Source organism: Bradyrhizobium sp. 139 (assembly GCF_023074175.1).
GTDB lineage: Bacteria > Pseudomonadota > Alphaproteobacteria > Rhizobiales > Xanthobacteraceae > Bradyrhizobium.
In genome coordinates this window covers 160960-183500 of record NZ_JADPKS010000051.1, presented here as the reverse complement: position 1 = coordinate 183500, position 22541 = coordinate 160960, and the positions used below count along the sequence as shown (strand labels likewise).

19 protein-coding genes and 2 pseudogenes are annotated in these 22541 nt (G+C 65.1%); 10 read left to right on the top strand and 11 right to left on the bottom strand.

The window, feature by feature from the left end; all coding sequences use genetic code 11:
• Positions 1-21: 21 nt before the first annotated feature.
• From IVA80_RS14105 to IVA80_RS14095, 3 genes are all read right to left on the bottom strand, one after another.
• On the bottom strand, positions 22-1101 hold the full coding sequence (locus IVA80_RS14105) for a D-TA family PLP-dependent enzyme (RefSeq protein ID WP_247430609.1): 1080 nt from the start codon (positions 1099-1101) through the stop codon (positions 22-24).
• Positions 1102-1165: 64 nt separating this feature from the next.
• A complete protein-coding gene (locus IVA80_RS14100; RefSeq protein ID WP_247430606.1) occupies positions 1166-2971 on the bottom strand; it encodes an ATP-binding cassette domain-containing protein in 1806 nt (601 codons plus the stop codon).
• Between the two features lie 8 nt (positions 2972-2979).
• The gene (locus IVA80_RS14095) at positions 2980-3477 is read right to left on the bottom strand and encodes a YaiI/YqxD family protein (protein WP_247430603.1); all 498 of its coding nucleotides are present in this window, start codon (positions 3475-3477) and stop codon (positions 2980-2982) included.
• Positions 3478-3616: 139 nt separating this feature from the next.
• On the opposite strand from IVA80_RS14095, the gene IVA80_RS14090 reads away from it, so the two are divergent.
• Positions 3617-4417, top strand: coding sequence for a hypothetical protein (locus IVA80_RS14090; protein ID WP_247430600.1), 801 nt, complete (start codon positions 3617-3619; stop codon positions 4415-4417).
• 172 nt (positions 4418-4589) lie between these two features.
• Here IVA80_RS14090 and IVA80_RS14085 read toward each other — a convergent pair whose 3' ends face one another.
• Positions 4590-6959: a xanthine dehydrogenase family protein molybdopterin-binding subunit gene (locus tag IVA80_RS14085; RefSeq protein WP_247430596.1), complete on the bottom strand. Its 2370-nt coding sequence runs from the start codon at positions 6957-6959 to the stop codon at positions 4590-4592.
• A gap of 209 nt (positions 6960-7168) precedes the next feature.
• On the opposite strand from IVA80_RS14085, the gene IVA80_RS14080 reads away from it, so the two are divergent.
• The gene (locus IVA80_RS14080) at positions 7169-8242 is read left to right on the top strand and encodes a Ppx/GppA phosphatase family protein (RefSeq protein WP_247430593.1); all 1074 of its coding nucleotides are present in this window, start codon (positions 7169-7171) and stop codon (positions 8240-8242) included.
• Position 8243: 1 nt separating this feature from the next.
• Positions 8244-8930, top strand: a complete 687-nt coding sequence (locus tag IVA80_RS14075) for an RlmE family RNA methyltransferase (protein ID WP_247430590.1) — start codon at positions 8244-8246, stop codon at positions 8928-8930.
• Positions 8931-8952: 22 nt separating this feature from the next.
• On the opposite strand, the gene IVA80_RS14070 is transcribed toward IVA80_RS14075, so the two are convergent.
• Positions 8953-10443 (bottom strand): MFS transporter, encoded by a 1491-nt coding sequence (locus IVA80_RS14070; RefSeq protein WP_247430587.1) that lies wholly within the window; start codon positions 10441-10443, stop codon positions 8953-8955.
• A 480-nt stretch (positions 10444-10923) separates the two neighbouring features.
• Between IVA80_RS14070 and guaB the strand changes: the two genes are divergently transcribed.
• The 3 genes from guaB (at position 10924) to IVA80_RS14055 (ending at position 14060) form a co-directional block, all read left to right on the top strand.
• The gene (gene guaB, locus IVA80_RS14065) at positions 10924-12417 is read left to right on the top strand and encodes an IMP dehydrogenase (RefSeq protein WP_247430585.1); all 1494 of its coding nucleotides are present in this window, start codon (positions 10924-10926) and stop codon (positions 12415-12417) included.
• Positions 12418-12576: 159 nt separating this feature from the next.
• Complete coding sequence (locus IVA80_RS14060; protein WP_247430580.1) at positions 12577-13599, top strand: NADP-dependent oxidoreductase; 1023 nt, start codon at positions 12577-12579, stop codon at positions 13597-13599.
• A 164-nt stretch (positions 13600-13763) separates the two neighbouring features.
• The gene (locus tag IVA80_RS14055) at positions 13764-14060 is read left to right on the top strand and encodes a hypothetical protein (protein WP_247430577.1); all 297 of its coding nucleotides are present in this window, start codon (positions 13764-13766) and stop codon (positions 14058-14060) included.
• 11 nt (positions 14061-14071) lie between these two features.
• Here the strand turns inward: IVA80_RS14055 and IVA80_RS14050 are convergent.
• Both IVA80_RS14050 and IVA80_RS38600 read right to left on the bottom strand, forming a co-directional pair.
• A pseudogene (locus tag IVA80_RS14050) lies at positions 14072-14913 on the bottom strand (metallophosphoesterase).
• A 69-nt stretch (positions 14914-14982) separates the two neighbouring features.
• Positions 14983-15222, bottom strand: a pseudogene (locus IVA80_RS38600) (acriflavin resistance protein); the annotation flags it as partial.
• Between the two features lie 160 nt (positions 15223-15382).
• On the opposite strand from IVA80_RS38600, the gene IVA80_RS14040 reads away from it, so the two are divergent.
• On the top strand, positions 15383-15805 hold the full coding sequence (locus IVA80_RS14040; protein ID WP_247430572.1) for an MAPEG family protein: 423 nt from the start codon (positions 15383-15385) through the stop codon (positions 15803-15805).
• Between the two features lie 10 nt (positions 15806-15815).
• Positions 15816-17117: an RsmB/NOP family class I SAM-dependent RNA methyltransferase gene (locus tag IVA80_RS14035; protein WP_247430569.1), complete on the top strand. Its 1302-nt coding sequence runs from the start codon at positions 15816-15818 to the stop codon at positions 17115-17117.
• A 228-nt stretch (positions 17118-17345) separates the two neighbouring features.
• Here IVA80_RS14035 and IVA80_RS14030 read toward each other — a convergent pair whose 3' ends face one another.
• The 3 genes from IVA80_RS14030 to IVA80_RS14020 all read right to left on the bottom strand — a co-directional run bounded on the left by IVA80_RS14030 (position 17346) and on the right by IVA80_RS14020 (position 19469).
• Positions 17346-17555: a cold-shock protein gene (locus IVA80_RS14030; protein WP_008141931.1), complete on the bottom strand. Its 210-nt coding sequence runs from the start codon at positions 17553-17555 to the stop codon at positions 17346-17348.
• 260 nt (positions 17556-17815) lie between these two features.
• Positions 17816-18148, bottom strand: a complete 333-nt coding sequence (locus IVA80_RS14025; RefSeq protein WP_247430566.1) for a DHCW motif cupin fold protein — start codon at positions 18146-18148, stop codon at positions 17816-17818.
• A 61-nt stretch (positions 18149-18209) separates the two neighbouring features.
• Entirely contained in the window at positions 18210-19469 is a 1260-nt protein-coding gene (locus IVA80_RS14020; RefSeq protein ID WP_247430563.1) for an MFS transporter, read from the bottom strand.
• Between the two features lie 94 nt (positions 19470-19563).
• On the opposite strand from IVA80_RS14020, the gene IVA80_RS14015 reads away from it, so the two are divergent.
• Together IVA80_RS14015 and guaA are read left to right on the top strand one after the other, a co-directional pair.
• Positions 19564-20016, top strand: coding sequence for a helix-turn-helix domain-containing protein (locus tag IVA80_RS14015; RefSeq protein ID WP_247430560.1), 453 nt, complete (start codon positions 19564-19566; stop codon positions 20014-20016).
• Positions 20017-20146: 130 nt separating this feature from the next.
• Positions 20147-21745, top strand: coding sequence for a glutamine-hydrolyzing GMP synthase (guaA, locus tag IVA80_RS14010; protein WP_247430657.1), 1599 nt, complete (start codon positions 20147-20149; stop codon positions 21743-21745).
• 328 nt (positions 21746-22073) lie between these two features.
• On the opposite strand, the gene IVA80_RS14005 is transcribed toward guaA, so the two are convergent.
• On the bottom strand, positions 22074-22529 hold the full coding sequence (locus IVA80_RS14005) for a VOC family protein (protein WP_346347999.1): 456 nt from the start codon (positions 22527-22529) through the stop codon (positions 22074-22076).
• Positions 22530-22541 lie beyond the last annotated feature (12 nt).

The window sequence follows — 22541 nt, the reverse complement described above, 5'->3', positions numbered from 1 at the left end:
CTCTACCCATCCTACAGCGCCCTACCTCAGCTTCCCCCGCGCCGCCACCGGTAGCGTGCCGATGATCTCCTCGCCGCGCACCATTACCACCTCGTCCATCATGTTGACGACGACGCAAACATGATTGGGCACGATGCGGACCACGTCGCCGACGTTCGGTCGGGTGTTGCTGCGGGAGAGATCGAGGAAGCCGTGCTCCTCGGCGAAGCGCGCGATCCTGGCTTCGGGGTGCTCCAGGATAAGGCCATGACCGTCGAGGCCGCCGGTGTCCGACGTCAGCGTCTTGGAGCCGGCATCGAGGATGCCGCGCTCGGGCGCGGCGCGGCTCACCACCGTCGAATAGATGTGCAGCGCGCAGTCGTCCCAGGTGGCGACGCCGGCGGCGACCTGCATGCGGTCGTTGTAGATATAGGTGCCGAAGCGATGTTCGGTGCCGCCCTTGAGCTTGCCGAGATTCTTCAGGTTCGGCGTGCCGCCGGTCGAAACGATCTTTGCATCCAGACCGTGCGCGCGCACGCCGGCCAGCGCCTCGTCGTAGAACTTTTGCGCATCCGCCCAGCCGGTCTCGGTCGGATACATCATGAAGCCGGCGAATTGCAGTCCTTTGGATGCAGCAATCTCCTGCGCCAGCGCGATGGCTTCAGCGGGCGTCTCGACGCCGGCGCGCTTGCGTCCCGTGTCGCATTCGACCACGACCGACAGCGGACGGCTAGAGGCCGCGGCAGCCTTGGGCAGGCCGGCAACGACGGTCGAATTGTCCGCGGCGACCGTCATGTTGGCCTTCGCCTGAAGCGCGCCGAGCCGCGCCATCTTCTCTTCGCCGAGCAAATTGTAGCTGATCAGGATGTCGTCGATGCCGGCATTGGCCATGATCTCGGCCTCGCCGAGTTTCTGGCAGGTGATGCCCTTCGCACCGGCCGCAACCTGCATCTTGGCGATGGTCGGGTTCTTGTGCGTCTTGATGTGCGGACGGCTGGCGACACCGGCGTCGTCGCAGGCCTTCTGGATCCGCGCGATGTTGCGCTCGACCTTGTCCATGTCGATGACGGCGCAGGGCGTGCCGTATTCGCGGGCGATTTTGGCGGCGAGGGGAGTTGTCATGGTAGTCTCTGAGTTGGCGCGCATTCTGTTCGCAAAAGCGGGGCCCACTTTTGCGGAATGCACGCTAGGCCTGTTCAATCTCTTCGCGCCGCACTTCGAGCTCCAGCCATTTGTCCTCGGCCTCGGCCAGTTCCTTTTGCGCCTTCGTCAGAGCGTCAGAGGCCTGATCGAAGCGCTTGCGATCCTTGCGGAAGAGATCGGGGTCGTCAAGGAAGCGCTGCTGCTTGGCGATCTCGGCCTGCAGCTTGGCGATGCTTTTGGGCAGCGTCTCCAGCGCGTGTTGCTCGTTGAAGGTCAACCGTCGTTTCGCGACGCCGGAAGGCGCGACTGACCGCTGCTCTCTCTTCTCTTCGGTCGCCTTCGCCGTCGCGCGCTTCACGTCGGCGCCGCGCTGGGCCAGCATGTCGGTGTAGCCGCCGGCATATTCGAGCCAGCGTCCGTTGCCCTCGGGCACGATCACCGACGTCACCACGCGGTCGAGAAAATCGCGATCATGGCTGATCAGAATCACGGTGCCCTCGTAGTCGCCGAGCATTTCCTCGAGGACGTCGAGGGTCTCGAGGTCGAGGTCGTTGGTCGGCTCGTCCAGCACCAGGAGGTTGGAGGGCTTTGCCAGCGCGCGTGCCAGCATCAGCCGGCCGCGCTCGCCGCCCGACAGCACCTCCAGCGGCGTGCGCATCTGTTCCTGGGCGAACAGGAAGTCCTTCATGTAGCTGACGACGTGCTTCGGCTTGCCGCCGACCATGACATGGTCGCCGCGGCCGCCGGTCAGCGCCTCGGCCAACGTCGATTTGGGATCGAGACTTTCGCGATGTTGGTCGAGCGTCGCCATCTCGATGTTGGCACCGAGACGGATGCTGCCGCTGTCCGGTGCGCTGCCGCCGGTCAGCATCTCGATCAGCGTAGTCTTGCCGGCGCCGTTCGGGCCGACGATGCCGATGCGGTCGCCGCGCTGGACGCGGATCGAGAAGCCGTCGACGATCTTCCGCTCGCCATAGGACCGGCTGATATTCTTGGCCTCAATGACGAGCTTGCCGGACTTGTCGGCTTCGGCGGCTGCGAGGTTGGCGTTGCCCGTCGCGCCGCGATAGGTGCGGCGCTGGTCGCGCAGCGCGTGCAGATTGCCGAGCCGCTTGACGTTGCGCTTGCGGCGGCCCGAGACGCCGTAGCGCAACCAGTGCTCCTCGTTGACGATCTTGCGGTCGAGCTTGTGCTGGTCGCGCTCTTCCTCCGCAAGTACCTCGTCGCGCCAGGCCTCGAAGGCACTGAAGCCGCGGTCGATCTGCCGGATCTGGCCGCGGTCGAGCCAGGCGGTGCTGCGCGACAGGTTGGACAGGAAGCGCCGATCATGGCTGATGATCACCAGCGCGCAGCGGCGGCTCTCCAGTTCGCCTTCCAGCCATTCGATGGTCGGAAGATCCAGATGGTTGGTCGGCTCGTCCAGTAGCAGGATATCGGGCGAGGGCGCCAGCACGCGCGCCAGCGCGGCGCGGCGCGCTTCGCCGCCGGAGACTTGCGCCGGATCTTCTTCGCCGCTGAGCCCGAGCTGCTCGACCAAATAGCGTGCCTGATAGTGGTCATCGCCGGCATTGAGGCCGGCCTCGACGTAGGCCAGCGTGGTGGAGAAACCGGAAAAATCCGGCTCTTGCGGCAGGTAGCGGATGGTGGCGCCGGGCTGCACGAAACGGCTGCCGCCATCCGGTTCGACCAGGCCGGCGGCGATTTTGAGCAGCGTCGATTTGCCGGAACCGTTGCGGCCGATCAGGCAGACGCGCTCGCCGGTCGAAACCGACAGTTCGACGCCAGCCAGGAGCGGCGTGCCGCCAAAGGTCAGCTTGATATCGCGCAGTTGAATCAGCGGTGGCGCCATGCGGTGTCTCAATCCTGTCTTGTTGCGGCCTGGTCGGCGCGGCGGCGCTGGATGCGGCGGATGGTCTGGTCGAGCGTCGACAGAAACGTCGAGCGGTCGCGCGGCGAGTACGATTTCGGACCGCCCGTGACTTCGCCGGCCGAGCGCAAATCGGTCATCAGGTTGCGGACCGCGAGCGTCATCCCGATCGATTCCTCGGTGAACGGCTTGCCATTCGACGCAATCACATCGGCGCCGGCCTTCACGCAGCGGCTCGCGAGCGGAATATCCGAGGTAATGACGATATCGCCGGGCCCGGCGCGTTCCGCGATCCAATCATCGGCGGCATCCATGCCGGCACCCGCGGCGATCCGCTCGATCAGCGGATCCTGCGGCACGCGGATGAAATTGCCTGCGACCACGCTCACGGGCAGGCCGTGCCTGCCGGCGACGCGATAGATCTCGTCCTTCACCGGGCAGGCGTCGGCGTCAATATAGATGCGGGTGATGTTTTGAGGGTTCGTCATTGTCCGTAGATGGGGCTTGCGAAGCGCTTCCGCAGCAGCCGCGTGGTACCTCATTCGGGCCGCAAACGCGAGGGGATTGACCCCGGTTCCTCAGCGCCTACGATCGGCCCGAAACAACAAGATTTTGGGAACGCCAGCCATGCCGAACCGGCTCGAAACCTACCGCGTCGAGGCCTACAACACCGCAAAGCAATCCGAAAACAAGATGCATGACGACGCGGTGGCGCGCCGCTTCGGCTTTTCCGGCGGGCTGGTTCCGGGAGTCGATGTCTTCGCCTACATGATGCACGTGCCGGTGGCGCGCTGGGGCCGTGATTTCCTGTCGCGCGGGCTGGTCGAGGCCCGCTTCATCAAGCCGGTCTATGATGGCGAGACCGCCGATGTCGACGCGACCGAGCACAATGAGCTTCTCACGATCGAGGTGTTCAGCCGCACCGAGCTCTGTGCCACGGGGACGGCATCGCTGCCGGCGGCTGCGCCATCGGTTTCATTGAATGACTATGTCGCGGTGCCTGTGGTGGCCGAGCGCAAGCCGATCAGCCCGGCGACGTTCGTAACAGGCAAATGGCTCGGCACGATGCCCCGACGCTGGGCCGACCAGGATGCGACCGAATATCTCGCCGATATCCGCGAATCCGATCCGATCTTCGCGCGCGAGGGCCTTGGCCATCCCGGCCTGATCCAGCGCGTCATGAACCGCGTGCTGGTCGACAACGCCATTCTGGGCCCGTGGATCCATGTCGGCAGCCGCATGCAGCTGTTGTCGGCCGCGCGTGCCGGCGACGAGATCACGGCGCAGGCGAAAGTTGCCGCGAATTACGAGAAGAAGGGTCACCGCTTCGTCGAGCTCGATGCACTCGTCGTCGCCAACGGCACCACGCCGATCGCGCATTGCCAGCACACCGCGATCTACCAGCCGCGCGAGCAGGCAGCGGCGTAGTTTCTTCACCTCGCCCCGCTTGCGGGGAGAGGTCGGCGCGAAGCGCCGGGTGAGGGGGAGTCTCCGCAAGAGTGGTGACAGACGACTCGCGGAGAGTCCCCCTCACCCGAAGCCCTCGCTGCGCTCAGGCTTCGACCTCTCCCCGCAAGCGGGGCGAGGTGAATAGCAGCCCCTATGCCTTACCCTTCGCGTCCTGGATCGCGCGCCAGACACGCTCCGGGGTCAGCGGCATGTCGATGTGCTTGATGCCGTAGTCGGAGAGGGCATCGACCACCGCATTCACCACCGTCGACAGGCTGCCGGCGCAGCCGGCTTCGCCGCAGCCCTTGCTGCCGAGCGGATTGGTTGTGGCGGGCACCGGGTGATCGCCGACCGTCATGTTGGGAACGTCCTCGGCGCGCGGCAGCGCGTAATCCATCAGCGAGCCCGTGATCGGCTGGCCGCTGTCGTCGTAGCGGACATGCTCCATCAGCGCCTGGCCAATGCCCTGGACGACGCCGCCATGGAGCTGGCCCGCGACCAGCAGCGGGTTGATCACCGTGCCGAAATCGTTGACCGCGCTGTAGCGCACGATCTGCACCACGCCGGTGTCGGGATCGATCTCGACCTCGGCGACGTGGCAGCCGTTCGGGAACGCCGAGGGCACCGGTTCGCTGGTATGGTCGACGTCGAGGCTATCAGGCACGCCCTCCGGCACCTTGCCGTCATGCAGGCGCTTTGCGAGCTCCATGATGTCGATGCTGCGGTCGGTGCCGGCGATCGTAAAACTGCCCTCGGCGAATTCGATGTCGGCTTCGGAAGCTTCCAGCAGGTGGGCGGCGGCGCGCTTGCCCTTCTCGACGACGAGCTTGGAGGCTTCCACGATCGCCATGCCGCTCGCCGTGATCGAGCGCGAGCCGCCGGTGCCGTTGCCGGCGTGGACGATGTCACTGTCGCCCTGCACCAGCTTGACGCTCTCGAAGGGCACCCCTAATTGCGCGCACAGCACCTGCGCGAACGGGGTGGCATGGCCCTGACCGTAGTCGAGCGTGCCGGTGATGAGCTGCACGCTGCCATCGGCATCGAACACGATCTTGCCGAGCTCGGCGCTCGGCGGCGCGGTGACCTCGAGATAGGAGCCGACCGCGATGCCGCGCAGCTTGCCCGCCTTCTTGCTCTCCTTCTTGCGCTTGGCGAAATTCTCGTGGTCGGAGATGTCGAGCGCCTTGTTGAACACGGCCTGGAAGTCGCCGCTATCATAGGTGACGCCGGAGGAGGCCGGGAACGGCATCTGGTTCGCCTTGATGAAGTTGCGCTTGCGCATCGCCAGCCGGTTGATGCCCATCTCGTCGGCAGCGCGGTCGATCAGCCGTTCCATGTAGTAGTTCGCCTCGGGCCGGCCTGCGCCACGATAGGCGCCCATCAGCGTGGTGTTGGTCAGCACCGTCTTGATGTCGATGCCCATCAGCGGCGTGCGATAGACGCTGGAAAAGTTCTTGCCGGTGTTGAGCGAGAGCGGCCCCGGCGCGACGCCGGTGATGTAGGCACCGAGATTGCCATAGCCGGACAGCTTTGCCGCAAGGAAGTGCCCCTCGGCATCGAGCGCCAGCTCGGCATGAATCTTTTGCGCGCGGCCGTGGCTGTCGGAGAGAAAGCTGGTCGAGCGCTCGTCGAGCCACTTCACCGGGCGTCCCAGCGCCTTGGCCGCGTACAGGATGCACATGTATTCGGGATAGTTGATGTTCTTCATGCCGAAGGAGCCGCCGACATTGGCGGTGAGGATGCGCACTTTCTCGTTCGGCACTTTCAGGTTCTTGGCGAGGTTGGCGCGGTTGCCCGCCACTCCCTGCGTCGGCACCTGCAGAGTGTAGCGCTCGGCCATCTTGTCGTAGGAGGCAAGTCCCACGCGCGGTTCCATCGAGACGACGGCGACGCGGGTGTTTTCGATGTCGAGTTTGGTCACATGGGCGGCGCTGGCGAAGGCGGCGTTGACCTTGTCCATGTCGCCATAGTGATAGTCGAGCGCGACGTTGTTCGGGATGTGCTCGTAGAGTTGCGGCGCGCCCGGCTTGGCGGCTTCCTCAGGATCCGTCACGGCCGGCAGCGGGTCGATGTCGACTTCGACCGCCTCCGCCGCATCGCGCGCCTGGGCCAGCGTCTCCGCCACCACGAAGGCGATGGGGTCGCCGACGAAGCGAACCTTGTCGGTCGCGAGCGGCTGGCGGTTGGTCTGGAGCAGGGGCGAGCCGTCACGGCTCTTCAGCGGCAGACCGCAGGTGAACGGGCCATAGCCGGCGGCATCGAGGTCGGTTCCGGTCCATACCCCCAGCACGCCCGGCAGCGCCCTGGCGGCGTCGGTGTTGATGCCGCGAATGACGCCGTGGGCATGCGTCGAGCGGACGACCACGGCATGGGCCTGGCCGGGCAGGTTGAAATCGTCGGTGTAGCGGCCCTTGCCGCGCACCAGCGTGTCGTCCTCCTTGCGGCGGACCGGCTGCCCGACGCCATATTTTTGCAGTGCGATAGCGTTTTCGAGCGTAGACGATTTGGTGTGTTCTTGCATGGGATTGACCTGAAAAGCCGGCGATTGCGCGTTTTGTAGGCGCTTGGAGGACCGGATCCCTTCAAATAACCCACCGACCCGTTCACGACAACGCACGAATGGGCATGGTCCCATGTGATGCGTTGTTGCGCAGGCTGGCTGCGCTGCTAATGTTTCAGGCGAAAAAGCAATTCCTGACCGGCCCTTAGGGCCGCGGAAAGATAGTTTGTATGAATGACCACACGCGGCTCCGCGACGGTCTTGTGCCGCACGGTGAGCTCGAGGGGTCGATGGCGGCGGTAGCATTCGCCGCCGAACCGGCCGTCGGCGTGCAAGCGCCGGGAACCGGCGTCTACGCGGCGCTGGACCTCGGCACCAACAATTGCAGGCTCCTGATCGCTTGTCCGACCAGCGAAGGCTTTCGCGTGGTCGATTCCTTCTCGCGCATCATCCGGCTCGGCGAGGGCGTCTCGGCAACCGGGTGCATCAGCGACGCCGCGATCGAGCGGGCCGTAGTGGCGCTCAGCATCTGCCGCGACAAGATCAACTTGAGGAAAGCGCGGCGGCTGCGGCTGATCGCGACCGAAGCCTGCCGAGCTGCCTCGAATGCCGAAGATTTTCGCAGCCGCGTCGCGGCCGAGACCGGCATCGAGTTGGAAGTGATCGACCGCGAGACCGAGGCTTCGCTCGCCGTGCTCGGCTGCTCGCCGCTGGTCGATCCCAGGGGCAGGGGCGCGATCCTGTTCGACATCGGCGGCGGCTCGACCGAGCTGGTGCGGATCGAGCGTGATCCGCAGAATCCGGAGCCGCGCATAAAAGCCTGGATGTCGATCCCGCTGGGTGTCGTGACGCTCGCCGAACAATTCGGCGGCCGCGACGTGACACCGGAGATCTATGCCGCGATGGAACGGGAGGTCGCCCAGCACATCGCGCCGTTCGCCGAACAGCATGGCGGCGATCTCACTGATATGCATCTGCTCGGCACGTCAGGCACGGTGACGACGCTCGCCGGCATCCATCTCAACCTCGCGCGTTACGACCGCCGCCGCATCGACAGCGTCTGGATGAACGATACCGACGTGACCGCGACGATCAGCAAGCTGCTCGGCATGAGCTACGAGGAGCGCGCGGCCAACAGCTGCATCAGCTTCGAACGCGCCGATCTCGTGCTGGCCGGCTGCGCCATCCTCGACGCGATCCGCCGTGCCTTTCCGCTGCCACGCCTGCGCGTCGCCGACCGGGGCCTGCGCGAAGGCATGCTGGTCGAGATGATGCGCGAAGACGGCGCGCTCGGGAGCCGGTGAGATGGCCAAGGACACCACCGGCCGCTTGCACGTCCAGGTCAAGACCGGCGGCAAGCGCAAATTGTCGTCCAAGCTGTGGCTGGAGCGGCAGCTCAACGATCCCTATGTGGTGAAGGCGAAGGCGCTGGGCTATCGCTCGCGCGCCGCTTTCAAGCTGCTCGAGATCGACGACAAATACCGGCTGCTCAAGCCCGGCATGGCGGTTGTCGATCTCGGCGCCGCGCCGGGCGGCTGGAGCCAGATCGCCGCCAAGCGCGTCGGCTCGGTTGACGGCAAAGGCAAGGTCGTGGCGATCGATCTGCTGGAGATGCCGGAGATTGCCGGCGTCGAGTTCGCGCAACTCGACTTCATGGAGAACGACGCACCGGACAAGCTCACCGCGATGTTGGGAGGCGGGGCGGACGTCGTGATGTCCGACATGGCCGCCAACACCACCGGTCACCGCAAGACCGACCAGCTCCGCATCGTCGGCCTGATCGAGACCGCCGCCGCGTTCGCCTGCGACGTGCTGAAACCGGGCGGGAGCTTCCTGGCGAAGGCGTTCCAGAGCGGGGCCGACGCCGAGTTGCTCGCCCAGCTCAAGCGCGATTTTGCCACCGTGCGCCACGTGAAACCCGCCGCCAGCCGGCAGGATTCCTCGGAGCGCTACGTGCTGGCGACGGGATTTCGCGGCGAGCCGAAGACGTAGCCGCGAATGACGAGTTGGGGCGCTACCCCAGCCGCTGGTCCCGCACGTCCTGGGTATCCTCCGTCGCGGTCTTGACGGCGGCGCTCGCCGCGCTCTTTGCGGCACCCTTGCGGCTGGAAATGTCGACCGCCTTGCGGCCGGAGATCTCGTGGCCGGCGTCGGCTGGCATCTGCCAGAAGAACCAGCTCGACGCCGCCGAGGTCAGCGCCACCACGACGAACGCGGGCGCGAACACGGTGGCATTGAGCTCGCTGACATGGCTGAGCCACATCGTCGTCTCCACCGAGGCGGCGCCGACGGCGACACCGGCGGAGACCGCAAGCTGCTGGTTGACGCTGACGAGCGTGGTGGCGCGGCTCATCTGCGCGGTCTCGACCTCGGCATAGGCGACCGTATTGATCGCGGTGAACTCCAGCGAGCGGAAGAAGCCGCCGACCACCAGGATGATCATGATGATCAGCAGCGGCGTCGTCACCGTGAACAGTGCACATGCGGCGAGGAAAATTGCGCTGACGATCGCGTTCACCGTCATCAGATTGCGGAAGCCGAAGGCGCGGATGATGCGCGCGGCCAGCGCCTTCATGCCCATGGCGCCGAGCGAAGAGCCAAACGTGACGAGGCCGGACTTGAATGGCGACAGGCCGAAGCCGATCTGCATCAGCAGCGGCAGCAGGAACGGCAGCGCGCCGATGCCGAGCCGGAACATGAAACCGCCGAAAACGGCCGCGCGTAGCGTCGGCAGCTTCAGCAGCGAAAAGTCCAACACCGGCGATCCCGTTCGCCGGGCGTGGAGGACATAGAGCGTCATCGAGATCGATCCGCCGGCAACCAGCGCGGCAACCGTGCTCCAGGGCAGCAGGTTGAGACCGGCCACCGACAGGCCGAAGGCAATGCCGGCCAGCCCGACGCCCGCCAGCACCATGCCGTAGAGATCGAACGGCTCTCGTTCCTCGCTCTTGATGGGATCGATGAAGCGCAAGGCCATGAAGATGCCGAGCAGCCCGATCGGGATGTTGATCAGGAAGATCCAATGCCAGGACGCATAGGTGGTGATGAAGCCGCCGAGCGGCGGGCCGATCACGGGACCGATCAGGGCAGGAACCGTCACCCAGGCCATCGCATTGACCAGCGCACTCTTGTCCACGGAGCGCAGCAGCACCAGGCGTCCGACCGGCGTCATCATCGCTCCGCCCATGCCTTGCAGGACGCGCGCGAATACGAAATCGGTGACCGAGGTCGAGAGCGCGCAGCCGACCGAGCCGACCATGAACACGCCGACGGCAATCGCAAACACCATGCGCGCGCCAAAACGGTCGGCGGTCCAGCCGCTCGCCGGAATGAACACCGCCAGCGACAGCAGATAGGAGGTGATCGCGAGCTTCAGTGTCAGCGGACTGGTGCCGATGTCGGCCGCGATCGCCGGCAGCGACGTCGCGATGACCGTCGAATCCATGTTCTCCATAAAGAGAGCAGTGGCCACGATCAGCGGAATGATGCGTTGCTTGTCGACCATGACAGGTTGGTAATGGAAATCGGAAGGAGGGTGGAGTTGCGGCTTAACACCGCCACTGGCCCGCGACCATTGCGGATCGACGCATAGCACCTAAATCCTGCGTGACAACGGTTTGCCGCGCTTCAACGGCTGCATTCCGGACCTCTTGCTCCCTCGTCATTCCGGGGCGCACCTACTGGCGCGAGCCCGGAATCCATTGTGCCCGGAGATCGCTGCGGGATGGATTCCGGGCTCGCGACTTCGTCGCGCCCCGGAATGACGGTGGGCGGGCGCGCTTAGGCTATCCCCGCTGAATTTACGTAAAAAGCCCGTGCATGGCTGGCCGGCGGTTCGAATTACTTTGATTCGTCACCCACCCGTGCTATCGACCCGCGTCAACCCCACTGATGGGCTCCGATTCTCCGGCGATGCCGCAAGGTACGCCGAGGGCGGCGCTCATCCATAGCTATTTGCGGCAGTGCCGCAGGAAGGAGTTGGCAAATGGCCACGGTGCAACTTCAAGGCATTCGCGAAGCCCTCACGTTCGACGACGTGCTGTTGAAGCCGGGCCTGTCGGACGTCATGCCGGGCGAGGTCGACATCCGCTCCCGCGTCACCCGCGCCATCCTGCTCAACATCCCGATCATGGCGTCCGCCATGGACACGGTCACCGAAGCCCGCATGGCGATCGCCATGGCGCAGGCCGGCGGCCTCGGCGTCATCCACCGCAATTTCGATCCCGAAGGGCAGGCCGCCCAGGTGCGGCAGGTCAAGCGCTACGAGTCGGGCATGGTGGTGAACCCTCTCACCATCAGCCCCGAGGCCTCGCTCGACGATGCGCTCAAGCTGATGAGCGATCACGGCATCTCCGGCATTCCCGTCGTCACCGGCGCAGGCAAGTCCACGCCGGGCAAGCTGGTCGGCATCCTTACCAACCGCGACGTGCGGTTCGCCACCGACCGCCAGCAAAAAGTCTCCGAGCTGATGACGCACGAAAGTCTCGTCACGGTGCGCGAGAATGTCAGCCAGGACGAGGCGAGGCGGATGCTGCACCAGCATCGCATCGAGAAGCTGCTCGTGGTCGACGAGCAATATCGCTGCGTCGGCCTGATCACCGTGAAGGACATGGAGAAGGCGGTCGCCCATCCGCTGGCCTGCAAGGACGCGCGGGGCCGCCTGCGCGTCGCCGCCGCGACCACCGTCGGCGACACCGGCTTTGAGCGCACCGAACGCCTGATCGATGCCGGCGTCGACCTCGTCGTGGTCGACACCGCGCACGGCCATTCCCGTCACGTGCTGCATGCGGTGAACCGCATCAAGCGCCTGTCCAATTCGGTGCAGGTCGTTGCCGGCAACGTTGCGACCGCGGAAGGCGCGCAGGCGCTGATCGATTCCGGCGCGGACTGCATCAAGGTCGGCATCGGCCCGGGCTCGATCTGCACCACGCGCATCGTCGCCGGCGTTGGCGTGCCCCAGCTCACCGCGATCATGGATGCGGTCGAGGCCGCAAAGAAGTCCGACATTCCCGTCATTGCCGACGGCGGCATCAAGTTCTCGGGCGATCTCGCCAAGGCGCTCGCCGCCGGTGCCGACATCGCCATGGTCGGTTCACTGCTCGCCGGCACCGACGAGGCGCCGGGCGAGGTGTTCTTGTGGCAGGGCCGTTCGTACAAGGCCTATCGCGGCATGGGCTCGGTCGGCGCGATGGCGCGCGGCTCGGCCGACCGCTACTTCCAGCAGGACATCAAGGACACGCTGAAGCTCGTGCCCGAAGGCATCGAGGGCCAGGTGCCCTACAAGGGGCCGGTCGGCAATGTCATGCACCAACTCGCCGGCGGCCTGCGCGCCGCGATGGGCTATGTCGGCGCCGGCGATATGAAGGATCTGCATGAGAAGGCGCAGTTCGTCCGCATCACCGGCGCAGGCCTGCGCGAAAGCCACGTCCACGACGTGACCATCACGCGCGAGAGCCCGAATTATCCGGGCGGAGGCTAGCCTCCGGTCTCGTGTCCCGGACGCAGCGCAAGAGCGCAGCAGCGCGTCCGGGACACGAGAGGTGCGCATAGCACGACACCACGCTCCACCGCTTTTGTATTGACGCGCTCCTCTCCCTCCGCTTCCGTCCCCGACGAAGAAACTCCGGAGGAAGCCATCATGTCCCAAGGCAAGCGCATCGTTCTCGCCGCACGTCCCGTCGGCGAGCCAAAGTCGTCCGATTTCCGCATCGAGGAATTCGCGATTCCGGCGCCCGGCGCAGGTGAAGTCCTGCTGCGCACGATCTGGCTCTCGCTCGATCCCTATATGCGCGGGCGCATGAGCGAGGGTCCGTCCTACGCTGCGCCGGTGCCGATCGGCGGCGTGATGGAAGGCGAGGCAGTCAGCGAGGTTGCGGCCTCCAACAATCCGGACTTCGCCACGGGCGACATCGTGCGGATACGGTCGGGCTGGCAGTCGCACGCGATCTCGAACGGCAAGGGCTTGATCAAGGTCGATCCGAAGCTCGGGCCGATCTCGACCTCCATCGGCGTGCTCGGCATGCCCGGTATGACGGCCTACACGGGCCTGCTCGACATCGGCAAGCCGCAACCCGGCGAGACCGTCGTCGTCGCCGGCGCCTCCGGCGCTGTCGGATCGGCCGTCGGCCAGATCGCGAAGATCAAGGGTGCACGCGCGGTCGGCATCGCCGGCGGCAAGGACAAGTGCGACTACGTGGTGAAGGAACTCGGCTTCGATGCCTGCATCGATCACCGCGACCCTGATCTGGCGGCGAAGCTGAAGGACGCCTGCCCTGGGGGTATCGACGTCTATTTCGAGAATGTCGGCGGCGCCGTGTTCGAGGCGGTGTTCCCGCTGCTCAATCCCTTCGCGCGCGTTCCGGTCTGCGGCCTGATCGCCCATTACAACGACACCGAGGCCAAGCCGCCGAAATGGGCGGCATCCATGATGCGCGCGACACTGACCAAGCGGCTCACCTTCCGCGGCTTCATCGTCTCCGATTTCGCCAGCCGCCGTGGCGACTTCCTGCGCGACATGTCCACCTGGGTCCGCGAGGGCAAGGTCAAGTACAAGGAGTTCGTCACCGAGGGCCTGGACAGCGCGCCCGGTGCCTTCATGGGGCTCCTGAAGGGCGCCAATTTCGGCAAGCAGCTGGTGCGGGTGGGGCCGGACAAGGCCTAGGAAGCGTTTTCGAGCGAAGTGGATACCGGTTCTCTCCGAACGGAGATGGTTAACAAAGAGTCACCGATCGGCCACACCCGCCGGCAAAAGCCGCTTGTGTGACCGTCGGTTCATTGACCTCAGAGCGAAGGCATTGAATCATCGCGCATATTTTAGGTGTTGCGATGTTCGAGATCGGTATTTTCTGCGTAATTCTGTTGGCCGCCGGCTATTGGGCGACCATGTTCGTCGTGGGCCGTCGCGACGACGTCATCCATGGCAAGTTCGTTCACGCCGAGGAACAGGGCGATTTGACCCGGCCGTCGATGCTGGCAGCGCCACCGTTCCCGAAGCGGCCGGTCAAAGCGATCAATCCTGCCGCCGAGCAGATGACCAATGATGTCCCGGCCAAGCCGGTGAACAGCGCAGCGCTGCAATCCTTGCTCGCCGCGATCCAGCAGGATCTCAAGAGCGTCGCCTGAATGTTGCGGGGCTAATGCTCGCCGCCCATCTGGGCGAGCAACTCCTCGATATCGATATCGACCTGGCCTGCCGCGCGGACGTGGCGGACCTCGAAGCTGTCGGGCTGGAAGCGGTATTCGACCAGCCCGACTTCCTTGATTGCGATGCGATCCTGGCGCGCGTCGTTGATCTTGAAGCCGGCCGATGGCGCCCAGACATGGCGGGTGTGGCGATAGGTGAAGTCGCGCCGCTGGTGCACGTGTCCGCTGGCGATCAGGCGCAGATCGACATTCCCGAACATTTCGAGCAGCCGCGCCCGCGCCGGCTGCGGCACATAGCGGATCGATGTCGCCGGCGTCTCGGGGTCGTCGGGCAGGTTGAGGAAGACCGGCTTGTGCAGGAACAGCGCGACGGGTCTGCCGTTCGTGCGCGCGATCTCGGAGGCCAGCCAGTCGATCTGCTCGGCCTCGAAGACGAGCCCGGAATTCATCACCAGCGTGTTGAGGCCGATGAAACTCCAGCCCGCGGCCTCGAACGACCAATGGTCTTCGCCGATGATGTCGCGGAATTGCTGGCGGTGCGCTTCCGTGACCGGCGGCTTCGGCGCCGGCCCGATCGCGGTCGGATTGTCGCCGATGTCGTGATTGCCGGGGAGGTAGCGGCAAGCAACGGGCAGGGCATCGTGCAGGCCCTTCGCGAATTCGACATCGTCGCGGCTGGTCGGCCCGTCGAACGAGACGTCGCCGGTATTGACGACGAGATCGGGCCTATCAGTGTCGATATGCTCGCTGACGCGGTGGAAGTTGGCGATCAGGCCGGGAAAGCGCCGGCCGAGATGGTGTCGGAAATCTGCGTCAGGCGAAATTCGGACATGCGGTCATCGTACCCGCTGTCGCGCGTCGGAACGATGACGGCGCGGGCATGGATCGCAACGAACAAAGTTTAAAACACGCGGTAGCGGATCGTGTAGGCGTCCTGCGGGGCGACGCTGCCGGCCAGCGGCGAGGCAATGCGGTCGGCGAGGTGCCAGGGGCCGAACTGCTCAAAGCGAGGCGGCTCGGCGGGCAGGCGGAGGCGGAATTCCTACGTTTCCTTGCCGGGCAGGTTCACGACCAGCACGCGGTCGGCGGTGCGGTGGTTGGGCGCCACCGCGCCGCGCAGCACCGCGCGTCCGTCGCCGAGCATGGCGGTATCTCGCCCCAGGCCCAAAGCGCCAAAATCGCTTTAACCATCGACAGTTGGTCGCCTCATCGGGAACGCCGGTTCAACTCGTTGATTGTCAGGAACAGCGGTGGCGGCTAATGGACGCTTGCTGTGGTTTCTGCCGGATGGGAAAACTCCGATGTCCATTCAAATGGTTTTGCTGCCGGTCTTCGTCCAGGTCGGGCTCACCTTCGCCCTCCTGATCAGCATGGTGCTAGGGCGCCGGCAAGCGCTCGTCTCCGGCGAGACCAAGATCCGCGACATTGCGCTCGGCGAGCCGAACTGGCCCAAGGACGCCACACAAATCGCCAATTGCTACCGCAACCAGTTCGAATTGCCGGTGCTGTTCTACGCCCTGATCGCGCTGGCGCTGCCCTTGCGCCATGCCGATCTCTTCATCGTGCTGATGTCCTGGGTGTTCGTGGCGACGCGCTTTGCCCATGCCGGAATCTTCGTCTCCTCGAACGATCTCGGCCAGCGCTCGACGCTCTGGCTCGCCGGCGTGCTCGTGCTGCTCGCGATGTGGGTCTACTTCGCACTGAAAATGCTCTTGCTGATCTGAAAGATTTGAAATGACTCCCGCTGCCCGGCTGTCCGCAGCCATCGAACTGATCGACACCATCGAGAAAGACCGCGTGCCCGCCGCCAAGGCGCTGAAGGAGTGGGGCACCGCGCACCGCTTCGCCGGCTCCGGCGACCGCGCCGCGATCGCCGGCCTCGTCTGGGACGTGCTGCGCCGCTATGCCTCGAGCGCCTTCCTGATGGACGCCGATACCGCGCGGGCGCGGCTGATCGGCATGCTCCGCCTCGAACGCAACATGGACACGGCCACCATGGGCGCGCTGTTCGACGGCAGCCGGTTTGCACCGGCGCCGCTGACGGAGGCCGAGCAGGCTGCGCTGGCCTCGCGTTCCCTGAAGGACGCGCCGGCAGCGATCGCCGGCGATTATCCGGAATGGCTCGACCCGTACTTTGCAAAAGTGTTCGGCGAAGAGCGCGCCGCGGAGGCGGCCGCGATGGCGAGCCGGGCCCCGCTCGATTTGCGCGTCAACACGCTAAAATCCAATCGCGACAAGGTGCTGCGGGCGCTTGCTCATCTTCACGCGAAACCGACGCATTGGTCGGCAACCGGCCTGCGCATCGAGCTTTCGGCCGATGCGCGCAATCCCGGCATCCAGGCCGAGGAGGATTTCATCAAGGGCGGCGTTGAAGTGCAGGACGAGGGATCGCAGCTCGCAACGAGCTTCACTGCGGCAAAACCCGGCGAGCAGGTGATCGATCTCTGTGCCGGCGCCGGCGGCAAGACGCTGGCCCTCGCAGCCCTGATGCAGGGCAAGGGCCGGCTGATTGCGACCGACCGCGACAAGCGCATGCTCGCGCCGATCCATGAGCGGCTGTCGCGCGCCGGCGTCCACAATGCCGATGTCCGCACGCCCAAGGGCGAGGCCGATCCGCTGGCCGACATCAGCGGCACCGCCGACCTCGTCGTGATCGACGCACCCTGCACGGGAACCGGAACCTGGCGCCGCAATCCCGACGCCAAATGGCGCATGCGCCCGGGCGCGCTGGAGATCCGCCTGCGCGATCAGGTGGAGGTGCTGGAGCGCGCGGTTCCGCTGCTGAAGCCAGGTGGCCGGATCGCCTACATCACCTGCTCGGTGCTGGCAGAAGAGAACGGCGAGCAGGTGAGGGCGTTCACTGCCCGCCATGGCGAGTTCACGATCATGCCGCCCGAAGAGACCGCGAGCGTGCTCTGGGACAAGGCGGAGGATTTTGCAAAGGCCGCGCTGCAATCCGCCGAGGGTTGGCTGATGACGCCGCGGCGGACGGGGACGGACGGGTTCTTCGTCTCGGTGCTGAAGAAGGGTGGCTGATCTCGATCTCACCCCCGCCGTCATTCCGGAGCGCGCGTAGCGCGAACCTGGAATCCATGGAGCCGCAGAGACCGCCGCGCGACGGATTCCGGGTCGCCTTCCGGCCGCCCCGGAATGACGATCTCCGCAAAACAAAAGCCCCACGAACCGAATCCCGGTCGCGGGGCCTGTGTTCGTTAGCGCTTCCAACCGGTACGTCCGTGGTCGGAAGCGCTGGTGCGCCGGCGCTTAGCCGACGCGGAGATTGTCAGCCGACGACTTGCCGCTGCGGCGGTCGGCGACGATGTCGAACGAGACCTTCTGGCCCTCGTTGAGGGAGGAGAGGCCAGCACGCTCGACCGCGCTGATGTGCACGAACACGTCCTTCTGGCCGTCGTCCGGCTGGATGAAACCATAACCCTTTTGGGTGTTGAACCACTTCACTGTGCCCATAGCCATGGGAATTTCCTTTGTTAGAGATGGTACGCACGCGGACCGGTACGCGTCACTGCGCCCATGGTCCTGTTCAGTCGATGTTTGGAGAAGTCATCTGAAGCGTGCGCGCTCGTCTGCAACGAAGCGAAGCGGCCCAGTCGTTCGGCCAAGTATCGATGATCACAATATAGCGAGAATTTGGGGCCACTTCAAGGCATCACCCGTGGCCCGGCATATCGCGCAACTTTGCTATTTTGCGGTGCAACTGAACCGCCCGGCGTGTCTCAGTCCACAATGAAAAGCGTGGCGCCGGTGGCCGTCGAGGACCGGTGCGCGGCGTCGCCGAAATCCGAGACCTGGTAGCTCATTCCGGCCGTCAGCTTGAACTTGCGCCCGTCGCGCAGCTCGCTGTCGAGCTCGCCCTTGAGCACGTAGAGCACGTGCCCGCGGTCACACCAATGGTCGGCGAGATAGCCCGGCGAGTACTCGACCATCCGCACGCGCAGATCGCCGATGTTGAGCGTCCGCCACAGCGCCTGGCCGGTCTCGCCGGGGTGCGTGGTGGTCTCGACCTTGCTCCAGTCGGTAACGGTGAAGGGGGAGGCGGGGAGTTTCATGGCGGTGATCCTGGCTCGGCGACGGCAGTGCTGTTATTATCGGATGCTCTTGCCGTCGTCCTCATTTTTGCCAGTGCGTCAGCGCGCAGTCCGCCGTCACCGGCATCCTGCTTGCGATAATGACCCAGACCAGCAACGCGGCGGCGCTGATTGCCGCGCCGAGCACGCAGACGCCGGCCCAGCCGGCCATCGCGTACACCATCGTCGACGCAATCGCGCCAAGCGCGCTTCCGACCGAGTAGAACACCATGTAGCCGCCGACCAGTCGGCTCGCCGCATCGGGTCGCGCGGCGATGATCAGGCTTTGGCTCGTCACATGCACGGCCTGGAGCCCCAGATCCAGCATGATCACGCCGGCGACGACCAACCAGAGCGAGGTGTGCAGGCAGGCGATCGGAGCCCAGGCGCCCAGCATCAGCAGCAGCGACAGCCCGGTGGTGCGCTGGGCCCATCCGAGATCGGCAAGCCGCCCGGCATTGCGCGCCGCGAGCGCTCCGGCGAACCCGGCGACGCCGAGCAACCCGATCGTGGTGTGCGACAGCGCGAGGGGAGGTGCCGAGAGCGGCAGCACGATCGAGGTCCAGAACACGTTGAGATTGGCGAAGATCAGAAACGCAAACAGCGCACGCTCGCGCAGGATCGGCTCCTCGACAAACAGCGAGGCGGTTGAGCGCAACAGCGACAGATAGGAGGATCCGGCCAGCGCCGACTGCCGGCCGCCCGGCAACACCCGCAGCAGGAGCGCGGCCATGGCGAGCATGAGGCCGGCCGAGAGCAGGTAGACCATGCGCCAGCCGCCGACATCGGCCAGCGCGCCCGAGGCGAACCGCGCCAGCAGGATGCCGGCGACGACGCCGCTCGTGACGGTGCCGATCGCGCGGCCGCGCCCGTCCGGCGTCGCAAGCGTCGCGGCAAAGGCGACGAGGACCTGGACGACGACGGCCAGCACGCCGACCAGCGCCATTCCCGCGAGCAGAACGGCGGCATGCGACGCCGTGCCGACGATGACGAGGCCGATCGCCGACAGCACGGTCTGGCCGACGATCAGGCGGCGGCGATCCCAGAGGTCGCCGAGCGGCACGATCAGGATCAGGCCGAACGCGTAGCCGATCTGGGTGAACGTCACCACCATCCCGATCGCGGCGGGCTCGATGTCGAGATCGTGCGCCATGGCATCGAGCAGCGGCTGCGCGAAGTAGACGTTGGCGACGCTCAGGCCGCAGGTCAGCGCAAACAACACCGCTATCCCGCGCGAGAGCCCGCGCCCGGCCGTGTGGTCGGCCTTGGTCGGTCCGGCTGCCGCGATGTCGCCGTTTGTCATTGTCGTCTCCGCCACGTCAATCTAGTCTTGAAATAAGACCAGTTGCGCGCCGGCCTGTCTAGTCCTATTTTAAGACCAGTTCGGAGGACGGCGAATGAAGCGGACCGGTTTTGCCGAGGCTGACTGCCCGGTGGCGCGTGCACTCGACGCAATCGGGGACGTTTGGTCGCTTCTGATCGTGCGCGATGCCTTCGACGGGTTGCGCCGGTTCGGCGATTTCCAGAAGAATCTCGGTATCGCCAAGGGCATGCTCAGTGCGCGCCTGCACAGGCTGGTGGAGCTTGGCGTGCTCGAACCGGTTCCTGCCTCCGACGGGAGCGCCTATCGGGAATATGCGCTGACGAAGCGGGGGCGCGACCTGTTTCCAGTCGTCGTCAGCTTGCGCCAATGGGGCGAAGCGAATCTCTACGCCCGTGGCGAAGTGCATTCTGACCTGGTGGACGAGACGGGCCAGCCGGTCGGCAAACTCCTGCTCCCGTCGCGGGCCGGCCGTCCGCTGGCATGGTCCGATACCAGGGTGAGGAAGGCCGGCGCGTGCAAGCGCTGAAGTCGCCGCCGACGTCGCGCAAATTAGGTCATTAATATTTACCTATATCCGGTTGTCCATGCCCAAAGAAGAATGTGGGTGCATGCCCCGCGCGGTTGCGGGCCGGTCGCACGTCGCGTATTTGCTTGCCATGACAGCAGCACAGAACGACCGCTCCGCGTCGACGCCCTCAGTGGCCTCGGCGCATGACAAGATTCTCATCGTCGACTTCGGCAGCCAGGTGACGCAGCTGATTGCGCGCCGCGTGCGCGAGGACGGCGTCTATTGCGAGATCGTCCCGTTCAACAAGGCCGAAGCGGCCTTCAACGCGATCAAGCCGAAAGCGGTGATCCTCTCCGGCGGGCCGGAGTCGGTGCATGAGGCGGGCTCGCCCCGCGCGCCGCAAGCGATCTTCGAGTCCGGCGTGCCCGTGATGGGCATCTGCTACGGCCAGATGGTCATGGCGGCCCAGTTGGGGGGCACCGTCGAGGGCGGCCACCACCGCGAATTCGGCCGCGCCGCCGTCGAGGTGAAGGCCGGGAGCAAGCTGTTCGAGGACGTCTGGTCATCGGGCAGCAAGAACCAGGTCTGGATGAGCCACGGCGACCGCATCACAAAGATGCCGCCGGGCTTCTCCGTTGCCGGCACGTCGCCGAACGCGCCGTTCGCGATCATCCAGGACGAGACGCGCAAATATTACGGCCTGATGTTCCACCCCGAAGTGGTGCACACGCCTGACGGCGCAAAACTGATCCGCAATTTCGTCCGCAAGATCGCAGGCCTCTCCGGCGACTGGACCATGCGCGCCTTCCGCGAGGAGGAGATCGCAAAGATCCGCGCCCAGGTCGGCAAGGGCAAGGTGATCTGCGGCCTCTCCGGCGGCGTCGATTCGGCAGTCGCCGCCGTGCTGATCCACGAAGCCATCGGCGACCAGCTCACCTGTGTGTTCGTCGACCACGGCATGCTTCGTCTCGACGAGGCCAAGACGGTGGTCGATCTGTTCCGCCACCACTACAACATCCCGCTCGTGCACGTGGATGCCTCGAAACAGTTTCTGGGCGAGCTCGAAGGCGTCACCGACCCGGAAGTGAAGCGCAAGACCATCGGCCGCCTCTTCATCGAGGTGTTCGAGCAGGAGGCGAAGAAGATCGGCGGCGCCGATTTCCTGGCCCAAGGCACGCTCTACCCCGATGTGATCGAGAGCGTCTCCTTCACCGGCGGCCCCTCGGTGACCATCAAATCGCACCACAATGTCGGCGGCCTCCCTGAGCGCATGAACATGAAGCTCGTCGAGCCCCTGCGCGAGCTGTTCAAGGACGAGGTGCGCAAGTTAGGGCGCGAGCTCGGCCTGCCCGAAATCTTCGTCGGCCGCCATCCGTTCCCGGGCCCCGGCCTCGCCATCCGCTGCCCCGGCGACATCACGAAGGACAAGCTCGACATTCTGCGCAAGGCCGACGCCGTCTACATCGACCAGATCCGCAAACACGGCCTCTACGACGACATCTGGCAGGCTTTTGCCGTGCTGCTCCCCGTGAAGACGGTGGGCGTCATGGGCGACGGCCGCACCTACGATTTCGTCGTGGGCCTGCGCGCCGTCACCTCGACCGACGGCATGACCGCGGACTTCTACCAGTTCGACATGAAGTTTCTCGGCGAGACCGCCACGCGCATCATCAACGAGGTGAAGGGCGTGAACCGGGTGGTGTATGATGTGACGAGCAAGCCGCCTGGGACGATCGAGTGGGAGTAGTGGGAATGGCTGCTACCGCGTGGTTTGGCATAGATATCGGGGGAGCAGTTCTCCACTTCCTATCATCGCCGGGCACTCTCCGAAGTTGTGACTTCCACTTAACCTCATCGCGGTCAGACTTTCATCCAGCTTTCGTCAGGTGAGTATCGTGGCGCACTGCAGCCTGCAGAAAGGCCGGAGCTTGGTGGGCCCAAACCTCCGTTGAAGGAAGGCAGCTCTTGGCGCAAACCGGGAGTTCGGCCGGTCCGCGCCACAAGCTGGCGTTGTCGGGGTTCGGCAGCGTATCACTGACGGGCCAGAGGCGACTGGTTCGGGCTTCGACAATTTCCTAACAATTGCGGTAGCCCCGTTCCTGCAGCACCCAACGATTGCCATCTGCATCCGAGAAGTCAGCGAAACTTGCGTAGTCCCTGCGCGCGGGATCGAGCCCCGCCTCAAAACTACCGTTCCAAGCGTCGACGGGGAACTTGTGCCGAATCGCACTGACCTCGACACCGCATTCGAGTAGGCGCCTCCGCGCCGCCTGGAGGTCGGTCACGACAAGATAGATGTTACGTAGAGACCCGGGGAGCGCATCCGTCAGTCCCTTACCGATCTGGATCGAGCAGCCGGAGCCCGGCGGCGTGAGCTGCACCACGCGGAAAAAATCGTTCGGCACATAGTCGACATCAAGCGCAAAGCCAGCCTGATCGACGTAGAATCGCAGTGCGCGATCGATATCACTTACAGGTAATGTGATGACCTCAACTGAGAACTTTACGACGTCCGTACTGGTTGTACTCATCACGTGACCTTT

Coding starts and splice junctions, on each gene's coding strand:
- IVA80_RS14105 (WP_247430609.1), bottom strand. CDS start 1,101: ATGACAACTCCCCTCGCCGCCAAAATCGCCCGCGAATACGGCACGCCC.
- IVA80_RS14100 (WP_247430606.1), bottom strand. CDS start 2,971: ATGGCGCCACCGCTGATTCAACTGCGCGATATCAAGCTGACCTTTGGC.
- IVA80_RS14095 (WP_247430603.1), bottom strand. CDS start 3,477: ATGACGAACCCTCAAAACATCACCCGCATCTATATTGACGCCGACGCC.
- IVA80_RS14090 (WP_247430600.1), top strand. CDS start 3,617: ATGCCGAACCGGCTCGAAACCTACCGCGTCGAGGCCTACAACACCGCA.
- IVA80_RS14085 (WP_247430596.1), bottom strand. CDS start 6,959: ATGCAAGAACACACCAAATCGTCTACGCTCGAAAACGCTATCGCACTG.
- IVA80_RS14080 (WP_247430593.1), top strand. CDS start 7,169: ATGAATGACCACACGCGGCTCCGCGACGGTCTTGTGCCGCACGGTGAG.
- IVA80_RS14075 (WP_247430590.1), top strand. CDS start 8,244: ATGGCCAAGGACACCACCGGCCGCTTGCACGTCCAGGTCAAGACCGGC.
- IVA80_RS14070 (WP_247430587.1), bottom strand. CDS start 10,443: ATGGTCGACAAGCAACGCATCATTCCGCTGATCGTGGCCACTGCTCTC.
- guaB (WP_247430585.1), top strand. CDS start 10,924: ATGGCCACGGTGCAACTTCAAGGCATTCGCGAAGCCCTCACGTTCGAC.
- IVA80_RS14060 (WP_247430580.1), top strand. CDS start 12,577: ATGTCCCAAGGCAAGCGCATCGTTCTCGCCGCACGTCCCGTCGGCGAG.
- IVA80_RS14055 (WP_247430577.1), top strand. CDS start 13,764: ATGTTCGAGATCGGTATTTTCTGCGTAATTCTGTTGGCCGCCGGCTAT.
- IVA80_RS14040 (WP_247430572.1), top strand. CDS start 15,383: ATGTCCATTCAAATGGTTTTGCTGCCGGTCTTCGTCCAGGTCGGGCTC.
- IVA80_RS14035 (WP_247430569.1), top strand. CDS start 15,816: ATGACTCCCGCTGCCCGGCTGTCCGCAGCCATCGAACTGATCGACACC.
- IVA80_RS14030 (WP_008141931.1), bottom strand. CDS start 17,555: ATGGCTATGGGCACAGTGAAGTGGTTCAACACCCAAAAGGGTTATGGT.
- IVA80_RS14025 (WP_247430566.1), bottom strand. CDS start 18,148: ATGAAACTCCCCGCCTCCCCCTTCACCGTTACCGACTGGAGCAAGGTC.
- IVA80_RS14020 (WP_247430563.1), bottom strand. CDS start 19,469: ATGACAAACGGCGACATCGCGGCAGCCGGACCGACCAAGGCCGACCAC.
- IVA80_RS14015 (WP_247430560.1), top strand. CDS start 19,564: ATGAAGCGGACCGGTTTTGCCGAGGCTGACTGCCCGGTGGCGCGTGCA.
- guaA (WP_247430657.1), top strand. CDS start 20,147: ATGACAGCAGCACAGAACGACCGCTCCGCGTCGACGCCCTCAGTGGCC.
- IVA80_RS14005 (WP_346347999.1), bottom strand. CDS start 22,529: ATGAGTACAACCAGTACGGACGTCGTAAAGTTCTCAGTTGAGGTCATC.